19 protein-coding genes are annotated in these 21,151 nt (G+C 25.6%); 5 read left to right on the top strand and 14 right to left on the bottom strand.

The annotated features are described in order from the left end of the window. Nucleotides 1-11 precede the first annotated feature (11 nt). The gene (locus EXC60_RS06660) at nt 12-2,867 is read right to left on the bottom strand and encodes a lipoprotein 17-related variable surface protein (protein ID WP_024544295.1); all 2,856 of its coding nucleotides are present in this window, start codon (nt 2,865-2,867) and stop codon (nt 12-14) included. Between the two features lie 327 nt (nt 2,868-3,194). On the opposite strand from EXC60_RS06660, the gene EXC60_RS02375 reads away from it, so the two are divergent. The 3 genes from EXC60_RS02375 to EXC60_RS06655 all read left to right on the top strand — a co-directional run bounded on the left by EXC60_RS02375 (nt 3,195) and on the right by EXC60_RS06655 (nt 7,097). Next, on the top strand, nt 3,195-4,748 hold the full coding sequence (locus tag EXC60_RS02375; protein WP_024544296.1) for a M17 family metallopeptidase: 1,554 nt from the start codon (nt 3,195-3,197) through the stop codon (nt 4,746-4,748). 9 nt (nt 4,749-4,757) lie between these two features. Further along, nucleotides 4,758-6,128, top strand: a complete 1,371-nt coding sequence (locus EXC60_RS02370; RefSeq protein WP_024544297.1) for a M17 family metallopeptidase — start codon at nt 4,758-4,760, stop codon at nt 6,126-6,128. A 99-nt stretch (nt 6,129-6,227) separates the two neighbouring features. Further along, the gene (locus EXC60_RS06655; protein WP_024544298.1) at nt 6,228-7,097 is read left to right on the top strand and encodes an ECF transporter S component family protein; all 870 of its coding nucleotides are present in this window, start codon (nt 6,228-6,230) and stop codon (nt 7,095-7,097) included. A 4-nt stretch (nt 7,098-7,101) separates the two neighbouring features. On the opposite strand, the gene plsY is transcribed toward EXC60_RS06655, so the two are convergent. From plsY to EXC60_RS06640, 9 genes are all read right to left on the bottom strand, one after another. Then, nucleotides 7,102-7,800: a glycerol-3-phosphate 1-O-acyltransferase PlsY gene (gene plsY / locus EXC60_RS02360; protein ID WP_024544299.1), complete on the bottom strand. Its 699-nt coding sequence runs from the start codon at nt 7,798-7,800 to the stop codon at nt 7,102-7,104. Between the two features lie 61 nt (nt 7,801-7,861). Next, entirely contained in the window at nt 7,862-8,233 is a 372-nt protein-coding gene (locus EXC60_RS06650) for a hypothetical protein (protein ID WP_024544300.1), read from the bottom strand. Next, complete coding sequence (gene gltX, locus EXC60_RS02350) at nt 8,224-9,615, bottom strand: glutamate--tRNA ligase (RefSeq protein WP_024544301.1); 1,392 nt, start codon at nt 9,613-9,615, stop codon at nt 8,224-8,226. Before gltX ends, EXC60_RS06650 begins: the two co-directional genes overlap by 10 nt. A 3-nt stretch (nt 9,616-9,618) precedes the next feature. Further along, on the bottom strand, nt 9,619-10,491 hold the full coding sequence (locus tag EXC60_RS02345; RefSeq protein WP_024544302.1) for a hypothetical protein: 873 nt from the start codon (nt 10,489-10,491) through the stop codon (nt 9,619-9,621). Between the two features lie 9 nt (nt 10,492-10,500). Further along, complete coding sequence (locus tag EXC60_RS06645) at nt 10,501-11,238, bottom strand: ATP-binding cassette domain-containing protein (protein ID WP_024544303.1); 738 nt, start codon at nt 11,236-11,238, stop codon at nt 10,501-10,503. Nucleotides 11,239-11,281: 43 nt separating this feature from the next. After that, nucleotides 11,282-12,250: a lactate/malate family dehydrogenase gene (locus EXC60_RS02335; protein WP_129619913.1), complete on the bottom strand. Its 969-nt coding sequence runs from the start codon at nt 12,248-12,250 to the stop codon at nt 11,282-11,284. Nucleotides 12,251-12,252: 2 nt separating this feature from the next. After that, nucleotides 12,253-13,563, bottom strand: coding sequence for a glucose-6-phosphate isomerase (locus EXC60_RS02330; protein ID WP_024544305.1), 1,311 nt, complete (start codon nt 13,561-13,563; stop codon nt 12,253-12,255). After that, the gene (locus tag EXC60_RS02325; protein WP_024544306.1) at nt 13,553-13,888 is read right to left on the bottom strand and encodes a S1 RNA-binding domain-containing protein; all 336 of its coding nucleotides are present in this window, start codon (nt 13,886-13,888) and stop codon (nt 13,553-13,555) included. Before EXC60_RS02325 ends, EXC60_RS02330 begins: the two co-directional genes overlap by 11 nt. Further along, nucleotides 13,888-15,729: a hypothetical protein gene (locus tag EXC60_RS06640; protein WP_024544307.1), complete on the bottom strand. Its 1,842-nt coding sequence runs from the start codon at nt 15,727-15,729 to the stop codon at nt 13,888-13,890. Before EXC60_RS06640 ends, EXC60_RS02325 begins: the two co-directional genes overlap by 1 nt. Nucleotides 15,730-15,832: 103 nt before the next feature. Between EXC60_RS06640 and cypl the strand changes: the two genes are divergently transcribed. Further along, nucleotides 15,833-16,951 carry an ABC transporter thiamine pyrophosphate-binding lipoprotein p37/Cypl gene (cypl, locus tag EXC60_RS02315; protein ID WP_024544308.1) on the top strand — a complete coding sequence of 373 codons (1,119 nt, stop codon included), beginning with the start codon at nt 15,833-15,835 and terminating at the stop codon, nt 16,949-16,951. Next, nucleotides 16,951-18,645: an ABC transporter permease subunit gene (locus EXC60_RS06635; protein ID WP_024544309.1), complete on the top strand. Its 1,695-nt coding sequence runs from the start codon at nt 16,951-16,953 to the stop codon at nt 18,643-18,645. Before cypl ends, EXC60_RS06635 begins: the two co-directional genes overlap by 1 nt. Here EXC60_RS06635 and tsaD read toward each other — a convergent pair. The 4 genes from tsaD to EXC60_RS02290 are packed head-to-tail and all read right to left on the bottom strand — an operon-like array spanning nt 18,596 to nt 21,149. Then, nucleotides 18,596-19,534: a tRNA (adenosine(37)-N6)-threonylcarbamoyltransferase complex transferase subunit TsaD gene (gene tsaD, locus EXC60_RS02305; RefSeq protein WP_024544310.1), complete on the bottom strand. Its 939-nt coding sequence runs from the start codon at nt 19,532-19,534 to the stop codon at nt 18,596-18,598. The genes EXC60_RS06635 and tsaD overlap by 50 nt on opposite strands. Nucleotide 19,535: 1 nt before the next feature. Next, on the bottom strand, nt 19,536-20,096 hold the full coding sequence (locus EXC60_RS02300; RefSeq protein ID WP_024544311.1) for a hypothetical protein: 561 nt from the start codon (nt 20,094-20,096) through the stop codon (nt 19,536-19,538). Nucleotide 20,097: 1 nt separating this feature from the next. Next, nucleotides 20,098-20,487, bottom strand: coding sequence for a tRNA (adenosine(37)-N6)-threonylcarbamoyltransferase complex ATPase subunit type 1 TsaE (gene tsaE / locus EXC60_RS02295; protein WP_024544312.1), 390 nt, complete (start codon nt 20,485-20,487; stop codon nt 20,098-20,100). 8 nt (nt 20,488-20,495) lie between these two features. Next, nucleotides 20,496-21,149 (bottom strand): ribulose-phosphate 3-epimerase, encoded by a 654-nt coding sequence (locus EXC60_RS02290; protein WP_024544313.1) that lies wholly within the window; start codon nt 21,147-21,149, stop codon nt 20,496-20,498. Nucleotides 21,150-21,151: the final 2 nt, after the last annotated feature.

The following is a 21,151-nucleotide window of genomic DNA, read 5'->3' as shown; positions in this document are numbered from 1 at the left end:
TTTTTTAACTGTTAATCATTATGTCTATATATTTCGGTTGATATTTCGTTAGATTCCCCTATACCATAATGTTTGCCACTTTGAATACCATTATAGTTATATACTCTATGTCTAAATTTAAATTTAATTCTGATTTGCCACTTGTTGTCAGCGTCCAAATAATTTTCTGCATCAATTATCGTGAATGTTAAGTTTGGCCATGTATATCAATTTGATTCTTTTTCATAATTTCCAGGGGCATATATATTGGTACGTATTTTGTATTTAGTAGAAAGGTCCGAAACCGAAATTGTTTGATTTTTTAATTTTAAAAGGTCAAGGCCTAATTGGTACGCATCTGCGTCTTTATGTATTGACATTGTTGTTGTAACATTATATTTATGTGTGGGAACATATTTATATCCAACCTCTAAATTAAATTGTTTTCAGTCTGTAAAAGGTTTATTAGAATTATATCCAGGTTTAAATCTAAATCTATATATCAATTTTCCTGTGTAATCATTTGGATATAATTCCCACTCATATTTTAAAGTACTGTAATAGTTAGAAGGTGATAATTGTACATCGCCAAAGTTCATTGAATCAGATATACTATTATAAGTCATATTAGATGCAAAAGAACTAGAATTTAATGTGAGGAATTTATTAGCATCTATTGTTAATGCACTAAATATTGATTGATAATTTCTTTCTAAATTATTCCTAAATAAACTAACAAAATCTAAAGTAGGACTAATTTCTTTTGCTCATTCGCTTTTAGTCGTATCGAAATATGAAGTTGCTGCTGGAATATCTCTTTTTATTTTTAATTTAAGAAATGTCAATGTTCCTGATGAATATTCATTAATGAAAGTGTTATTTTCGCCTTTAAGAAACTCATAGTTAAATGTTGGATCAAATTCGCCATTATTTTTAAGAATAGATTTTAAAGAATTAATAATTCCTTCAGAAGTCAATGTTTTAAAATACTTGCTAATGACAAAATTTGTACTATACAATTTGTCATCATTGGTAATTAAACTACTAAAATTATTTCACTGTTTGATAGGATTATTACCTTCATAATCATATGGTTTAAAACCATCTATCTTAGTATCATTCGTTACACATAAATTACTATCATTCTTTTTATCTCTGATGTTAGCCTTAACAAATAAATAACCTTGTAAATAGTTGTAATTTACTAAATGTTCATCAAAACTTACTCTATAGTATTTTCAGTCTGATTTGTTATCAAGTTTAAATTTATCAATGTTCACCCTATCAATCATAGGCTTTGCGCCTTCATAAGAAATATTAAATCCATTATTATAATAAACTTGTAGTATTCGTTCCTTTTCAGTGTTTTTATCTACAATTCCCTCAAAATCAATGCTTATTTCAAAATCTTTTGTGATTTCTTTTATACCACTAAATGTTTTAACACTTTTGTAGAGTTTATAACTAAATTTAATTATGTTGTTCTCTAAAGAAGTCGCAATGATTGAAGATTGATCTAATTGTCACCCGTCGCTAGCACCATCATAACTTGCAGTCACAAGTTCTAATGATTTAGAATTATTTCTATAATAAAAGTTATTGAAGTTAAGTACACTTACTTCTGCACTCTCTTTTCTTGTAAAAGATGCAACATTTTTAGGAACATCTTCATTAAACCCATCTAAGGTATATTCCTTTGTGAATTTTACATTATTACCAGTTGATAATTTTTTAGTTTCTATTGTATAAGTTAATTTAACTTTTCTTTCTACATCAGAAGTTTGAATATTTGTTAAAGTAACACCATATTCATTTTTATCACCTAATGGAGCAATCTTTCAATCATTTTCAGCAAATTGCGAAGCTAGCTTATTGTGATTATATCCTTCATGAGAAGCAATTTTTGTTGAAATTGAAGCAAGATGTGCTTGCATTAACTTCTTGTATGTTGCTTTAATAGCATTTGTGAATGAAATAGTAATTGTTTTAACTAAAGGTGTATTATCTTCTAAAATATCGTTGCCCTTTTCATCTCTACCAACAATAACTTTTTTAGTTAATTCATAAGTTAGTTTTAATTGTTCAATATTATTTGCAGCAATTAATTCTAATTTTGTAACAGTATAATTTGCACCTCTTAAATTTGTTTCATCAAAAAGTCCATATTCTTTTAATTTAGTTTTTTTATCACTAACATTGTCAACTGCTTGCTTAATAGTGTTTACATCTTTTAATCCATTAACTTCAGATTTTGGCATAAATCATAAAGTTGCCAATGGATCTAATTGATCTAATTTAAATCCAATAATTGTTTTTTCAAATGAAGTTGTTATACTTGGTTCTTTTTTTAATGAAATTTTTGCTTTTAATTTAAGTTGTCCAGTTTTGTCATTTGGATTAAGTGTATATTCAATTATGTAATCTCTTCAATTTGGTAGTGAGGGAGATGTTAAATCGCTTGTTTTAACCTCTGAAGCAAATTTGTTTTTATCTAAAACATCAATTTCAGCTTTTAACTTGTCAGCAAATTCATAAATTTTCTTTATTTCTTCGGCTTTATCAATTTCTTTGAATCCTCTAATTGTAAACTCTTTTGAAATTGTCTTGCCAAAAGTTCTTTGCAAAGTGATTTTAAATTTGATTTCGTTTAAATCAACTGATATAAGACTTATGGTTGCATTATTAAGTTGATTTTTTAAATCTTTATGATTTGTAATTAAGTCAAAATATTCTTCAAAAACTGGAGAATTCAATTTTAATGCTTGTTCATTTCATTCTTTTTCAAATTCATATGCTGAAAATGGGATTTTTTTAATCTTTTTTGTTTCAAGATCAATTTTGTTTTCAATTTTTAAATTATATAAAATGTTTCTATAGTAGAAAAACAATATCGTTGCAGGCGTAGTCGCAGCAACCCCAATGCCTAAAGATAAGGCAAGAATTTTTAATTTATGGTTGGCATTATTTCCTTCTAAAAATATAATTTTTTATTTATCGCGTATATAATTACAAATAAATTATAAAACAAATAGAAAAATGTGTTTTCTTATTCTGTTGATTTACATTAACTATTTTTGCAAAATAATGCATTTCTAAGTAAATTTAAAATTAATTTAAACAAAAGAACTTGCTTTCACAAAATTTGGTCAAAACGCAATTTAAAAAATGCATTGTTATAGAATATTAAATAATAATAAATTTTTGAAAGGAAAATAATGTTATCAAAATACGAAACATCAAGAAATAATGAAGTTTTGTTAAAAGCAAAATATGAATGTTCACAATGTACTGATGAATGTTGTAAAATTGCAAAAAAACCCAACTACATAACTGAATTTCTAGATGAAAATGAAGCATATATATTTATAAGTAAAGATGTTGAAAACTACTATGATTTTTTACATGTTGTTGATTCAATCATTTTAGCTAAACGTAGAAATTATCAAATTGATATTCAATCATTTGCAAACAATAAATTAACAATCGAAGAAGTTTTAAGAGCTTTTGTTTTAAGAGATGCATTCCACAATGCAAAACTATATTCTGCTAAAGAAAAAATAAAAGATGAAAATAACATCCAAATTTCTTTATTCTTAGAAGATAAAAGTTACTTTGAATTTGTTAATGAATTATCTGTAATTGCAAATGCTATTAATGGTGCAAGGAACTTACAAATTACTCCACCAAATATTGCAACAAGCGAATATATTGCAAAAGAAATTGAAAAAGAATTTGCTAATGTTAAATCATTAAAAGTTACTGTTCTAACAAAAGAAGAAATTAAAAAGCTTGGAATGGGATTATTATTAGCAGTTAATGCTGGAAGTTCTTATGAACCACGTTGTGTTGTAATTGAATACAATGGAAATCCAAACTCAAACGAAAAATATGTTTTTGTAGGAAAAGGAATTACATTTGACACTGGAGGATATAACACCAAAGGTTATCATATGGAAGGCATGAAATTCGATATGTCAGGTTCTGTTATTTGTGCTTATGCCGTTAAAGCACTAGCTGAATTAAATGCAAAAACCAATGTTGCTGCTGTTATGATGCTAACCGATAATGCAATTGACACACATGGAACTGTTCCTGAATCTGTAATCAAATCAATGAGTGGAAAAACTGTTGAAATTACAGATACTGATGCTGAAGGCAGATTGGTATTAGCTGATGGTCTTTACTATGGTGCTACAAAATTAAATGCATCAATACTAATTGATGCTGCAACATTAACTGGAACTATGCTAACTGCATTGGGCCAAACATATTCTGGAATTTATGCAACAAGTTGTAAAATTTGGCATCAATTTGAAGACGCAGCAAAAATTGCACATGAAAAAGTATGAAGAATGCCTTTGCATGAAGATTTTAATAAAACAAATAAAGAATCATTGGTTGCTGATTTAAATAACTACTCAAACAATGAAAAATCTGACTGTAATACTGCAGCAATGTTTCTAAAAGAATTTACCAACAATGTACCTTATATTCACTGTGATGTTGCAGGAACTGCAGACAAAAAGGGAATGGGGTTAGGCATTTTAGTTTCAACATTTGTTGAATTTGGAAAATCACAACAACGTAATTGTGAATCATGTGAATGTGATGAGCAAAAATGTGAAACTAAAAATTGTAATATTGAAGAATCTACAACAAAGATTGTAAAAGCAAAGAAATCTACCGCTAAGAAAGCAACAACCAAGAAAACTACTACAAGAAAAACTGCATCAAAAACAAAATCAACCAAATCAAAGGCAAGAAAATAGGAGACAAAAATGGAATTAATTAAAGAAATTGAAACATCAAGAAATTCTTCTGTTTTATTAAAAGCAATTTTTGAAGGTGATGATGCACCTACATTATTAGTTAAAAAACAATCACAAATTACTGAATATTTAAAAGAAAATGTTGCTTATGTTTATTTAGGTAAAAAATCAGAATTTGGTTATAAAGATGCTTATGAATTTGCTAGAGATTTAGCTGAAAACTGTGCACGTAGTTATCAACTTGATCTTACAACTTTTGTTACAGAGAAATTATGCATTAAAGGTGTTGTTGATGCATTTACTAAAGGAATTAACTTTTCTGCATTTCAATACTACAATTTAAAAACATTCACTAAAAGAGTAAATGAAAATTCTTTAAGCTTTTATTTAGAAAATATTTCGCAAGACGTTTTAAATGTATTTAAGAAAGCATTAATTTTAGTTGATGCTCAAAACTTTGCAAGAAATTTAGGTGTTACGCCTCCAAATGAATTAAATAGTGAACAACTTGCAGAAATTATTAGAAAAGATTTTAAGAAGTATCACAACCTAAAGGTAAAAGTTTTAGAAAGAAAACAAATTGAACTATTGGGTATGGATTTACTATTGTCAGTTAATAAAGGTTCTGTTTATGAACCTAGAGTTGTTATTATTGAATATAAAGGTAATCCAAGTAGTCAAGAAAAAACTGTTTTAGTTGGTAAGGGAATTACATTTGACTCAGGCGGATATTCATTAAAACCTCCTAAATTTATGTTAGGCATGAAATATGATATGTCAGGTTCAGCAATTGTTGCTGCTGTTATGAAAGCAATTGCACAATTAAAACCTAATAAAAATGTTTCTGCAATTATGTGTATTACTGATAATCGTATTAATGGTGATGCTTCATTGCCAGATTCTGTATATACTTCAATGAGTGGGAAAACTGTTGAAGTCAATAACACAGATGCTGAAGGTAGATTAGTATTAGCTGATGGACTTTATTATGGTGCTACAAAATTGCATGCAACAAGATTAATTGATATTGCAACATTAACTGGTGCTATTTTAAGAACCTTAGGTGATACTTACACAGGCATTTGAGCAACTTCAGAAAAAGCTTGAGAAGATATTAAAAAAGCAGCTGACATTCAAGAAGAATTAATTTGAAGAATGCCATTTGATAAGGAATACGAAGCATTTATGAAAGGCTCAGTAGTTGCTGATTTAAAAAATACAGACTATACTGGAAACGCAGGGTCATGTTCTGCAGCAATGTTTTTAAGAGAATTTACAAACAATGTTGAATATATTCACTGTGACATTGCTGGAACTAATGACATTGATGAAAAACCTATGTTTGCAATGGTTAAAACATTAATTGAAATGTCACTTTAATCAAACATATGAAAAATTTCAACATCTAAGTTAGGTGTTGATTTTTTATTATTTAGTTTTTATAAGTCCCAGAAATTAAAATGGTTTAAAATAATTACTATGTTTTCAATTTATTCACAAATTAGAAGAAATATTAAGACCAAGTCTTATAAATTAACTATTTTTGAAATAGTTATTTTTGGTGCTTTATTAGCTATTTATATTCTAACTGCTTATATTGAAAATTTTTTATTTCCTAGAGGATTCAGACTTTCAATAACCTATGCAATATTTATTATTTTTGGATTAGCATTAGGTCCTTGAAAAGGTGCATTTTTAGGATTATTATCTGATACTTTGAATCAAGTAATTTATGGTGTTTCTACCTGAATGATTGAATATGCTATTATTCCACCAATTATTGCATTTTTAAGTGGAATGTGTTTACAACTTGCATATTTAAATCCACATAAATTTTGAACTTATGCATTTTTAATGTTGACTTTTGTAACATTTTTAATTATCTTTTTTGTAGTAAAGAATATAAACCATATTAGTTGAAGAGAATTTTCAAGAAAACTAAAAAAGACTCAAATTTTGCCAATCAGAATTGTTGCTACAATAATTTCAGTTGGATTAGGTTCAACTTGACTATTTTCATTAATATTATTAGTAACTCATTTAAAAACTAAAAGTTTTAAAACAAAATGAAAAACACAACTTATGTTTAGTATTCTAATAACCACTTTTATAATCTTAATCATAACTAGATGATTATGAGGGCCTTTCGCATATATTAGTTATATGAATAGATTTAGAAATATGAACTGAAAATATGCTGATTATTTTACAATTTTTATGATTCCAATAGTTTTTAAAAGTTTAATAGAAATTCCGGTTTATACAGTAATAATTTATGCAGTTATGCCAATTATTAATATTGCAAAACAAAAAATTAGTTTTTACAAAAACAAAATTTTTACTTATTAGCAGACTAAATTTGATTTTGGGATTCTTGTTTATCTAACAAGAATTTCAATTTGCTTTCAGTGTGATTATCAATTCTTATAAAGTTAGGAATGTGCTTTAAAATTACTATGCATACGCAAAAAATCATAATTATCGAATGAATAGGATAAGGTGTATTTTGTTGCATAAAAGCTAAAACATTATTATAAAATGTTGGGTCAAATGATATTAAAGAAATGATAGTAATTGATAAAATAGACCCTAATGAAGACATTCTAAAACATAAAATCACAAATAAATAAATCACTAAAAATATTAAAAACAAGCTAAAGTTAAAAGCAAAGAGCATACCTATAAAGCATGCTACTCCTTTCCCGCCCTTAAATTTAAAATACAATGGAAAAATATGTCCAAGCAAAGCACCTGCTCCTATTATTAAAGGCAAAACATATAAATAATTGCTGTTAGCTTTATACATAGTAGTTTTAACAATAAATACTACCATTATTGATAAATATGCTTTTAACGCATCAAATAAAAAAACACAAATAGCTATTTTTTTGCCATACACTCTTAACGCATTAGTAGTTCCTGCATTTTTTGAGCCTTTTTCTCTTATATCTTCACCATTTTTTTTGGATATAAAAATGCTTAAGTTTAATGAACCTATTAAATAACCTATAACGAAAATAATTAAGTTAATTCAAATATATTTAGCAACCATAATTTAATGTTAAATTATAAATAATAAAAAAACAAATACATAATTTTGTATTTGAAAATCTTTACTTTCTAAACACAATTGAAACAATATTTGAAGTAAATATTTGTCCTTTAACTAATATGTCATAAGAAAAAGTAATTTCGTTTGTTCCCATATTAACATCTTTTAAATATCAATCCAAATCAACTTCACCAACTGGAGTTTTATATTTGATTAAAAAATTTTTATGCAATAACATTTTAATTATTTGATCACCATATTTAATATTGATTTCATCATTGCTAATTTCTAAATGATGCTTGTTGCTGCCATCAAAAAAATCTAAAACAATAAATTCATCTTTTGCAGATTCTTCAAAATCTACATAGTCTGTTTCAAAGATGTCTTCTTTTTCATTATCTTTTCAAGAAATTGATTTATATTTTAGCTTCACTTTTTAAGTCTTTCTAAAACAGCTTTTTGCCCAAATAAATAAATAGCTTTTGCAAGTTCTGGGCCATGTTCTTCATAGGTTGTTGCAATTCTAATTGGCATAAATAAATTTTTGCCTGATACTTTTAAATCATTCTTTACTTGTTCAATTGTTTTTTGTATATTTTCAATTGTAAATTCTTGATTTTTAATTAAATTATAAAAATGTTTAACCACATCATTTGTTTCAAATGGAATATCTAATTTAGATTTAACATTTGTGTAAAGTTTTAAATCATTTTTAAGTTCTAAAATTGTTGCACAATGTTGTTTATAAGTTTCAACATAAACATTGCTTCATTCATCATTTTTCAAATTTAGTTTTTTAATTAATTCTTCGTTAGGAATTTTCTTTAAATATTGTTTTGAGAATCATTCCATTTTGACTATGTCAAATTTTGAGGGGCTTTTACTTAATCTTGAAGGATCAAATTTCTTAATAAGTTCTTCTTTAGACATAATTTCACTAGCATCTGCTGCAGTCCAACCTAACAATGCTAAGAAATTGAAAATAGCTTCAGGACAATATCCTTCATTTTTATAATCCTCAATAAATTGTTTTAAACTTTTATCACGTTTAGAAAGTTTTTTACCTTCCATATTAGTAATAATTGTTAAATGACCAAAAATAGGTGGAGTTCAATTAAATGCTTTATAAATTGCAAGTTGTTTTGGTGTATTTGTTATATGTTCTTCACCACGTAAAACATTAGTAATTTCCATTTGATGATCATCTACGACTACTGCAAAATTATATGTTGGATATCCATCACTTTTAACAATAACAAAATCACCAATATCATCTGAATTTACAGAAATTTTTCCTCTAACTAAGTCATCTCAGTCATAATTAACATTTTTAGGCAATGCTAATCTAATTGAATATTCTTTATTTGCATCTCTTTTTGCAATTTCTTCTTTAGATAATTTTAATCATGTTGGATCATATCTAAATGATGCAACGCCTTTGTCTTCTTGTTCTTTATGTTGCAATGCTAACTCTTCAGTGCTATCATATGCTTTGTAAGCTAATTTTTTATCAATTAATTCATTTGCAAGTTTTTGATAAACATCTAATTTTTCACTTTGACGATATTTTCCATATTTTGGATTAGGTTTTAATGGACTTTCATCTGGAATTATTCCAAGTCATGCTAAATTATCGAGTTGACTTGCTTCTCCACCAACTACATTTCTTTCAATATCAGTGTCTTCTAATCTAAAAACAAAATCGCCATTATAATGCTTTGCAAATAGATAGCAAAATAAAGCAGTTCTTGCTCCTCCAATGTGTAAATAGCCTGTTGGGCTTGGTGCATATCTAGTTCTTATTTTATTAGCCATATTTTATTCCTTTTCAAATTCTAAAAGTACAGGATAGGCAACTTTATCCTTGATATAAGTTCTTTCCCCATTAATTGTATGCATTGGAAAGAAAGGTCACAATCCTTCTGAATGATTAGTATAATTTCCAGTTTTAGGATTAATAATAAAATTTCTCTCTTGTTGAGATAAAGAATTTCAAATTGCAGTATATGAGTCATCTAAAACTTGTTTTCATCTTTTAGAAACAGTAATGTCACCTTCATAATAAACTATATTAGATCGATAATCAATTTGATTATCATAAGCGATGCTACTTTTTTCCATATAATAAACTGTCAATAATAATGTTCTTTTTCTATTATTGCTATTTATATATTTTCTATAGCTTCCATATGAATATGGAAAATATCTTTCAAATTCATCTGGTGTAAAAGCATATGCCCTAAACTCATATTGACGTTTTATATTATTAAAAGTCAAATATTTAGAATACAATTCTTTAAATTTTGAAGGGTCTTTAGAAACATTTAATTCAGGATATGCTAAATTACCTTCTTTGTTCATTTTAATAATTCTTTTTTTGGTAATCGAGTCAATTTTATCATTGCCATCAGCATCTTTTTCAAATTCATAAAGTTGATAAGCAGGATCGCCTTCGTCAACAATATTAGGAGATGAAAGAACATCACCTCTAAATTCACTTGCAGAACCTTTTAAAAGTTTTTTACCATCTTTGTAAACAAAATTAGGATTTGTTTTATCCTTATCTTCTATTAAACCAACTTCAGGCCTTTGAGTGCCACATGAAAGAGATAATGTAAAAAGTGGCGTAATTGCAACAACTGGGGTTGCAAAAAACAATGTTTTTTTAAAAATATTAAGTCTCTTTTTCATAATTAACAACTAATTATATAACATTTGAAGCAATTCATTGTCCATATTGTTAGGTTCACACACTTTAATAATTTCTCCATTTTTTAAACAAATTATTTTTTTAAAATACTTTTTAACTAAATCTAAATCATGCATATTGATAATAATAGTAATTTTATATGTTTCATTTAGTTTTTTAAGTAGTTCAATTACTGAAGAAGCCATTTCAATATCTAAACTAGTCGTTGGTTCATCAGCTAAAATTAGTGAAACTTCCTTTAATAACAATTTAGCAATTTCAACTCTTTGTTTTTGACCACCACTTAATGATTTTATTTGTTCAAAAGCTTTATCAAAAATGTCTAAATTGTTTAGCGTTTCAAAAATTTCTTGTCTTTGTTTTTTTGTAACTATCTTAAAAAAATCATAAAATCAATTTTTGTATTTTGTATATGTTCTAAGAATACTATCGTACACACATTCATCTTCAATTAAAAATGGGTTTTGTGATAGTAATCCTATTTTTTTTAATAGCATTTTTTGCTGTTTTTTTGAATAAGAATTTATATTTTTGTCATCAACTAAAATCTCACCAGATGTTATTTTTGTAAGTCGTAAAATAGAATTAAAAATGGTGGTTTTACCAGCACCTGATTTTCCAATAATTGCAACCATTTCACCTTCATTAATTTTAAATGAAGTATTTTTCAATATAGGTTGTGTATTATTTTTATAATTTGCATATACATTTTTAAATTCTATTTTCATATTTGCTCATTTTAAAAAACCATTCAATAAGAATGGTATTTTATTATTTTAATGTTGTTTTAATTTTTAGGTTTTTCATTACTTCAATAACTGTATCTTTAATTTCTTTAGAATAGTTATCAAACATCTCTTGTTCTCTTTCTTCTAATCTTATTTTGGGCAAATGTCTATAACCATCTTTGCCTAAAACTACAGGTAATCCAAAATAAATTCCTGCATTTTTATATTCTTTAGGAAGTTGAACACCTAATGAGTGAACACTTTGACGATCATTATTAATTGCTAATGTTATTTCGGCTAAATTTTCGCCAATTCCAAAATTAGTTATTCCTTTACCCGAGATGATTTCAAATGCTTCATCTTTAACTTTTTGTGCTAAATTATCAAGTCATTCATGTGTTATTGAACCATTAGCTAAAAAGTCTTTTAAAGAGCCAAGGCCAATTCTCATTTTTAAAAATGGAATAATGCATCTAGACCCATGTTCTCCAATAACAAATCCAGTAATTGAACTTGCTTTAACTTGAATTTTTTGAGATAAGAATTTCTTCATTCTCGCGGTTTCAAGTATTGTTCCAGAACTTATAACTTTTTCAGGTTTAAATCCTGTAACTTGTTGAAAAATGCAAGCCATAATATCAACAGGATTTGAAGCTATAATAGTTACTCCACTAAACCCTGATTTTTTAATGTTTTCAGCGATACATTTAATCAAAGTTGCATTATCTTTTAGAAGTTCCATACGATCTTGCAATTTGCCTTCTTTAGGTTTGCACGAAGCTGTAATAACAACAATTTTTGCATCATTTAAATCTTCATATTTTCCCGCTTTAAAAGTTGAACCACAATTTGGCATTGAAGATGCAGCATCATTTAAATCTTTTGCTTGAGCTTCTGCATATTTTTCAAATGTGTCAATTAAAACATAATCTGCTTCAACGCCTTTGTTTAATGCAGCATATAAATAAGAGCTTCCAACAGCTCCAACTCCAACAATTCCAATTTTCACCATAATTATTTACTCCTCTTGAGTGTATCATTAATCTTTTTGACTAAACTTACATTAAAATTTTTAATGACGGTATTTGTAAATGGATTTACATTATCTAAATAAGCACTCATAATTGAAGCTTTATGTAAAAAAGCCATTATATATCCTAGCGAATAATTGCTATCATCAATAATAAGAATTTTAATATTTGGTATCTTATAAATAATAACATTATTTTCAATAATGGTGTTTCTAATTATCTTATTCATACCATTGTAAGTTAGACTTGATAACATATTTAATTCATCATCAAATTGTTGGGCTAAATTTTCAATATGACAATCATATTTTGGGTTTTCAACAACAATATTAGTAAAAAATAATGAAATAGGATTTTCAGACATTAATTGCGAACTAACTTTTAAATCAGTCACAGGATTATAAACTAAAGGAATCAGTCCTTGTTTATCTTTTATTGTTGCTTGAGATAAATACATTTGAAATAGTTCGCCTAATTTGTTTTCGTTGCGATGAAAGATGTTTATATTTTCAATTTTATAGTTATTGTTTTTTAGAATTTTCCTAATTACTGCATATTGATAAGCAGCGTTGTTTTCTAAAGAATCTAATGAAAATTTAGTAACGCCTTCTTTTGCACCTTCTAAAAATTTATCAATATTAATCTCAGCCATAGCTAATGGAAACAAAATAGCAGGTGTAAAAGTTAAATAGCTTTCTGTTAAATTGTCAAGTAAAATAAAATGTTGATAATTTTCTTTTTGAATTAAATTAAATAGCTTTCCAAAGTTATTGTTTGTTGAAACATAAATATATTTATTAGCATTGTTTTTTCCAACTTTTTTTTCTAAAATATTTTTAAATTCTCTAAATAAAAGCAAAGTTTGAATTGATTCGCCATATTGTGAGATAACGTTAACTGCAAAACTTTTTTCATTTAATATTTCGAGTATTTGAGCAAGTTCACAACCATCAATATTTTCTTGAATAAAGATTAATTTAGTTTTTTGTGAAAATGGGAATAACCCTAAATTTAAGTCAATTAAAGCTTGAATTTGTAAACAAATTGTCTTAGAGGCAATAACAACCATATAATTAATTTTTTCTTCATATAAAAGCCATTTTGAAATAGCTTGAATTTTTTCATAATCCTCTTTTAACATGTTTTTATAAACATTTAAGAAGTTTAAATATTCATTGCCTTCAATAACTCCAGTATTAATTTTTTGATTAATTAAAGTTATTTCATCTTGATATCTTTGCAAAGCAGTCTCTTTTATTGCATATTCAAAATCTATGTTTATTCTATTTGCCATACTTTATTCCTTTTTCTACAAAATCTAATAATTCATCAAAGTGATTGTCTTTTGTTTGCATTTTATAATCAAATGGGTTTTTTAATTCTATTGGATGTATTTGTTTATATGAAACTATTAACAAATTTCTGTCAATTCCAATTATTTGTACTTGTTTGATTTCACCAACCCTAAATTTTTCTTTAATATTTGAAACAAAAAAATCGCTTATTTCATTAACACTTAAATAGCATTTGCGTCCATCAATTGTCATTAAATAGACAAAACGTTTTCAAATCTTAGTAATTTTTGCTTTAATTATTTGTCCAATTTCATATTCCTGCATTACAAACTCTCAATTCTTTTAATTAAAACTTTTTCAACATTTTCACTTAAATCACTCATTCCTTTAAGCATATTTTCCAAAAGATTGCTTGCTAATTTCATTCTTTTGTTGAAACTATTTTTAAATTTTGTCTTAATTTGCTCAGTTTTGAATTGAATTGAATTTAATATTGATTCTTTTTCTAAATCTCATTTTACTTTGGCGGCTAAAAATTTAATAAGGTTTGGTTGTTCCATTACGTCTTTTCATTTTTCAAAATAACCATTATAAAAATCGCGCAATGGTTGAACTAAATCAACAATTTTCGAATAATTCTCATCATTAAATAGTGCAAGAGTTTGATCAATTGCTTCCTTTGCTAAAGGTAAAAATAAATAATCTATACTTTGTTTTAATTCAGCTAAATTGCCAATTTCATTTAATAAATTGTTTGTATTATTATTTTCAACAAACTTTTCATAAGTTAAACTTTTGTCTTTTGCTCACAAACTTACAAAATTTAGCAAATTGTTTGTTTGCCTTTGTGTGATTAAATTTAAAAAGGTAGAAAAATTACGATTAACAATGTTTTTGACATAAGTCGTTCATTTTTCTGCATTAAAATTGATGAGATAATTCAAAATTTTATCTAGTTCAATTTCATATATTTTTTTATAACCTTCATTATTGAAAATATTTTTGTTAGGGTCACCATTTTCATTTGTTAATTTTTGAATATCTTCTTCACTAACTGAAATATTTTTAAGGTTTGATACTGCATTTTTTAAAAAGTCGTCAATAATTTTTAAATTGTTTTGTTTAACTAAGTCAACACTATATTCAACATTACTTATTTGTTGCAGATTATTTTGAATTAGAAAAATAGTTGAAACAAAACTCATTGAATTATCTTTAATAAAATTTTTATAAAGTTCTAATTTGGAATCTCATAATTGATTGAATTTATTTTTATTTTCTTCGGTTGAAAAATGTAATTTTGCTATTTCTAAAACTTTGCTATTAATATTAAATAACATTGCTTGAAATTTTTTTGTCATTAAACTAAACGAAGAAGAATTTTGCTTTTTCAAATCTAAAAAAATATTTTCAACACTATTTTTAATAATAGTTTTTAGCGGAGCTAGTTTAGGTTCAATATTCTTAAGTTCCTTATTAAATGCTTCATCGTTATTTTCACTATTAACTATAGATTGAACAATTAAGTCATATAGCATTTCTTGCAAGGTAGATGAAAATAAAGTGAAAGAGGAAAGCAAATTAGTATTGTTAGAAAAATAAGAAGAAATATTGGCTGTTGTTATTTTATTATTTTGTGCGTCTAGTGCAATTTTAGCAGTAGTTTTTGTAAGTTCAAGTAGCAGAATATTGTCAATAGAATCAATAAAACTAAACATTTTTGTTTTTAATGAATTATTAATATTTAATTGAGAAAATAATCCATCAAAATTGTTAATTAGTGAAATAGAAAAATCTTTAAATATTCCAACTATTCCATTAGATTTTTTAGTTAAATTTCATAATAATGCTTCAACTTGGTGTGTTGCTATTTGATTATTTGGAAGTTTTGTAATTTCTAAATTTTCACCTTTTAACAATTTATTTAAATAATTGTTATTTAGTAAAAATTGTTTCTTTAAATATTGTTCAATTGTTTCTGAAAACTTTTCAATATTTTTATTCAATGAATTTATTGCATCATCTTTTTCGAAAACTATCTCATTTTGTTTTGGAAAATCAGGTTTTTTATCTTCACTGCACTTAGCTGCCACTAATAAAAGCGGTGTTATTAAGGGTGTTAAAAATAAAAAACTAGATTTAATTTTGCACTTATTTTTGTTCATATCTCATTTCCTTTATCTATTGTTAAATTATAAAATAATAGTAGTTATAATTAATATTTTGAGAAACATTTAGTAAATTGAAGTTATAAAAAGGTAAAACATTATGAAAAACACTTTTTTGAAAATTTTGGGATTTACAGTTGCAACAGCAACTCCTATTTTTGCAATTTCTTGTAAACAAGATTTAACATTTTCAGTTGAATATAACAATGATAAAAGTGAAAAGTTTTTTAATGATGTTTTAACAAAATATAATGAAATTATTGCTTCTAATCCTAATTTAAAAAATTTGCAAAAATATAGAAAAATTAATGCTAATTATCGTTCTTCTGGTTTTAATTTAGCTGAAGATATTGTTAAAGGAACAAGTGTTTTAGGACTACTAAGAATTGCAAATTATATTGAAAAAAAAGACAATCTTAAAGCTATTTTGCAAAGCTATACTACCGCATTTAATTTTGATGAAGAATATAACAAAAATTATAGCGATGGAAGTCAAAGTGATGATTTAATAAAAATTGCTCAAACTGCATTTGAAAAATTTAATAACGAAAAATATATTAATTGAACTGATGAAAAATATGGATGAGATGGAAGTAAATACAAGGTATTTTATAACACAAACAAGTTAGTTGATTTTTATCGTGGAAATGTCATGATTTGAGGTAGTGATCAAGAAATTGCACAAATCAAAAAAGCTTGATTTGAAAAAGATTGAGAAACTTTTCGAAATTTTGGAATTATGACAGGTTCTGAAAATAGTGCAAGCAAATATTTATTACAACAATCTCTATTCAAAAAACATTTTGGTAAGAAATTTACAACATTTGCTCAAGATAAATTAAACAATAAGGATAAATATATCATTGGCAATCCGAAAGATATTGGAAAAGGTTCAAACATAAAATACCACATTGTGTTTGATGAGCTTGGTGCTTTTGCATACACTCATAACACTAAAAAAGGCAAAAAGAATGATTTTTATAACCCTATAAATGGAAAGATTGAATTTTTAACAGCTACTGAAGCTGCAAAATATAATGTTTGAGCAGTTAATAAAAATTTGAATAATGAAACTACTGATGCACTAGCTAATGCAATTTTAGATGTTTGAAAGAATAATCAAGATGAATATGGACCACAAATTGGCATTAATGGTTATAAAAAAATAACTGATATTGAAAATGAAGTTATAAAACCTTATGAAAGGTTATTTAGTTAATGAATAATAATGTTGAAATAAAAAATTATGGAATATATGAAAAAATAAACAATAATAAGTCTTTGCAAGTACATGCGAAAACTCCACTTAACAAGATTTTAATTTCAATTTTTATCTGCTTGCTAGTATTTTTTGCGTTTTTAAATATTCCCACATCATTTGCTTCAAATGGTGGTTCAACTTTTTGAGAAAATTTAAAAAGATTCTTTTCGCCAATCGCAAAAAGCAACTTTTATGGTGGCGAGAATCTTTGAAAAATTTCTTTTGATTTTCTTTTTTATTCAATCAAAATTGCTTTCTTAGGAACCATTTTAGGTTCAATTTTGGCATTTGTTACTGCTTATTTTGGTAACAAATTATTTAATAGTAAATATGTCTATATTCCAATTAAAATGTTAACAATTTTATTAAGAATACTACCTGAAATTATCTTTATTTATATGTTTAGAATGTCATTCGATAAAAATCTAGGAATGATGTTAACTATTATGTGATTTTCTTGAATTTGGTTACATGAATACTTTACAAGAACTATTGAATCAATTGAACTTAATACTTACTTTCATTTTTTAAAAATAACAAAAAGCAAATGAAATGCTTTTTGTGTCGAAATTTGACCTCAAATTAAATATAAAGTTTTTGATTACATCTTTTATTCAATGGAAACTAATATGAGATGAGGAAGTTTATTAAATAAATTTGGATTTATTGGAATTGGAAGTTTATTGAATTTAAGCACACTAAATACACAATATTTAAATGAGCTTATGATTCCATTATTTGTATTTGTTTTATTTTTAATTACTTTGGATTTATTAAAATGAGCATATTTTAAATTTATTGGGAATCATTCTAAATACACCAACTCAAAACAATATAAAAATAAAAAAATAACTAAATATGTGTTTACTATTTCGGTTTTTTTAGTTGTATTAACAATTTGTATTTTATCAATAGTATTAATCTCAAATGATAAAGTTTATTCAGTTCAAACAAATAGATTTTTCTATGATTTATTTAACCCTAATTGGTCTATTTTACAAAACAATTCGTGAAATGATTTTAAATCAGTAATGGAACTTATTTCATTGACAATTGTAACCTTTTTCATTGTTTATTTAATTGTTTATTTAAAACTCTTTTTTGAAAACAATAAATTGTATGGTAATAAAAAAACATTAATTACAAAAATGTTTGATACATTATTTAGAAATATTCCAATTGTTGTTTATTTTCTTTTCTGATCGCCTTGGTTCAACCATCCACAAACTGCATTTATTTGTGCTTTTGCAATTCATAGCATTTGTCTGGCTACAAAACAAATGCAAGCATCTATGCAAAAAGTTAGTGAAACCCAAATTATTTTGTTAAGAGTACAAGGTTATAGCAAATTTTGAATTTATAGAAATTACATTTGGCCTTTATTAAAAGAGAATAGAACAAAAATCATGAGTTTTCAATTCGAAATAATTTTTAGAAACTTTGCTATTTACGGAATTTTCTCATCTTCAACTTTTGGACAAAAACTAATTTATAATCGTTTCAATGAATTTTATAACACAACACCTTATCTTTGAATTTTAATCTTGATGCTTGCATTGGTCAATTTAGGAGTATATTTTTGACAAAATAAAAATAGGTTTTTTAATTCCTATTTCTTATTTTCTCGTAAGCTAGTTCTGCAATCATCATAGCATTATCTGTTGTATATTCTAATTTTGGAATGTATGTTTTTATATTTAGTGATTCAAACATTTGTCTAATTCCAGAATTTGCCGAAACACCACCTGCTAAAACAACACATTTTGGATGAAAATTTTTGATTGCCAAATCCATGTGTTGTCTTAGATATTCAATAACAGTATTTTGAAATTCTGTTGCATATTTATTAACATTAATTTGAATTTTGCGATTCATATCATTATTAATTAAATTAATCACATGAGTTTTAAGCCCACTAAATGATAAATCTAAAAAGTTTTTAGTTTTTGGCAACGTATAAATTGTTTTATAAATACTTTTATTTTCTTGCCAAATTTTATCGATTATTGGTCCACCAGGAAAATCTAAACTTAGTTTTCTTGCAATTTTGTCATAAACTTCACCAACTGCATCATCTAAAGTCTCGCCAACAACTTTTGAGTTATAAAAATTTTTATAATAAATCAATTGACTATGACCGCCAGATACAATTAATCCAACAATTGGAAATTTAATTTCTTCTTCATTAATAAAAGCTGAGAAAAAATGTCCTTCTAAGTGATTTAAAGGCAAAATTGGTTTGTTTAACATTCTACTAATTGTATTTGCAACAACATATCCAACATGTAATGAACCAATAAGACCTGGTTCTTTGGTATATGCTACTTGATCAATTTGTTTTAAATCAATTTGCCTTTTTAATTTTTCTATTAAAATACCAATATTTTTAACATGTAATCTTGATGCAATTTCAGGAACTGTACCACCATATTTTTTATGAACTTCAATTTGTGTGATTGTTTCCATTCAAATAGGCTTGCCATCTTTCATTAAAGCTAATGATGTATCATCATGTGAACTTTCTATTGCTAAAATAACCATATTAAATCTCTCCTATTTGTGGATCTAATAAATATTCTAATTCAACATTCAATAAATCACTTTGATTAACATAATTAAAGAAATTTAGATAAGTTCTTAATCTTTTTTCTAGCAATTGATAATTTAACAAATCATAATTTCCATCATTGTTAATTAAAGATTTTTGAACTTGTTGATTTGAAAATTGAATATCATAAAGACTATATTTGTTAGCTTTAATTTTAATATCAAGTTTTTTACCTTGGATTAAAAATTGTATTTTAAATAATACAAAAGTTGGAGCTACATATAATTTACAAGCATTATTCATTTGTACAATAGTTCTTGCAAATAAAAAACCAATTCTTGCACCATTAAAGCTACCAGGGCCTAATGTTGTATAAACTCTTTTAATGTTGCTTAATTCTAATTTATTACGTTGTAAAAGAATATCTAAATGTTCAAAAAATTCATCAGTTTTTTTTGCTAAATTAGGTACATGGATTTTATCTACGACTTTAAAATTTTTAGTAAATAAACAAATATATAAATCAGATAATGAAGTTTCAACAAATAAATTCATATTATTCCTTAACAATTTCAAACACATGATTACCCTTTTCATCAAAATATACATCAATTTGCATATATTTTGTAAATGGATTAATTATATTTTCCGCTCATTCAACTGCAACTAACTTGTTTTCAAAATATTCTTGATAAGGAAATAAGCTTCCTTTTAATTTATAAGCATCAATATGTACTAAATTATCATAAATTAAGATTGTATTAAAAGTAGGAGAAATAACTGGCTTTTTTTCTCCTAATTTTTTGGCAATAGCATTAACTAATGTAGTTTTACCAGCTCCTAATTCCCCATTTAATAAAATTGCTTCTAAATCTTTTTTCTTAAGAATATAAGAAGCTAATTCGTTAAGTGGTTCATTATTTTTAAATACAAACTTTTTACCCATTAAATTTCCTACTTTGTTAGTTCCTTGATTGTTTCTTTACTAAAATTTTTAACTAAATATGATCCAACGACTGCAAGATTTATTCCTGCATCAAAACAATAATGAATGTTTTCATTATTAATTCCACCATCAACCTGCAAAATTATATTCAATTCATTGTCATTAATATATTTTTTGGCAGCAAAAATTTTATCATAACTGCTTTGAATAAATTTTTGCCCCCCAAATCCAGGATTTACACTCATAATTAACAAAAGCGAAATATGTTTTAAATAAGGAAAAACTACTTCAATTTTTGTTTCAGGTTTGATTGCAAGTCCAATTTTGACATTATCTTTTTTAGCTTTTGCAAGTAAAATGCTTAGATCATCTAAAGAATCAAATGCTTCAAAATGAAATGTTAAAATATCGCCAATATCTCTATACATTTTATAATAACCAAACACGTCTTTAACCATTAAATGTATATCCATAATATGTTTTGGACATTGTTTTATAATATCTTCAATTTCTTTATATTGCAATGCAACATTAGGTACAAAAATATTGTCCATTACGTCATAATGAACATTTTTAACACCATATTCAATTAGTTTATTAACATATAAAATTAAATCTTCTTTTTTGACATCTAAAACAGAAGGACTAATTATTTTTTTCATCT

The sequence above is a fragment of the Metamycoplasma salivarium genome (genome assembly GCF_900660445.2).
Classification (GTDB): domain Bacteria; phylum Bacillota_I; class Bacilli_A; order Mycoplasmatales; family Metamycoplasmataceae; genus Metamycoplasma; species Metamycoplasma salivarium.
This window is presented reverse-complemented; position numbering and strand designations above follow the sequence as displayed.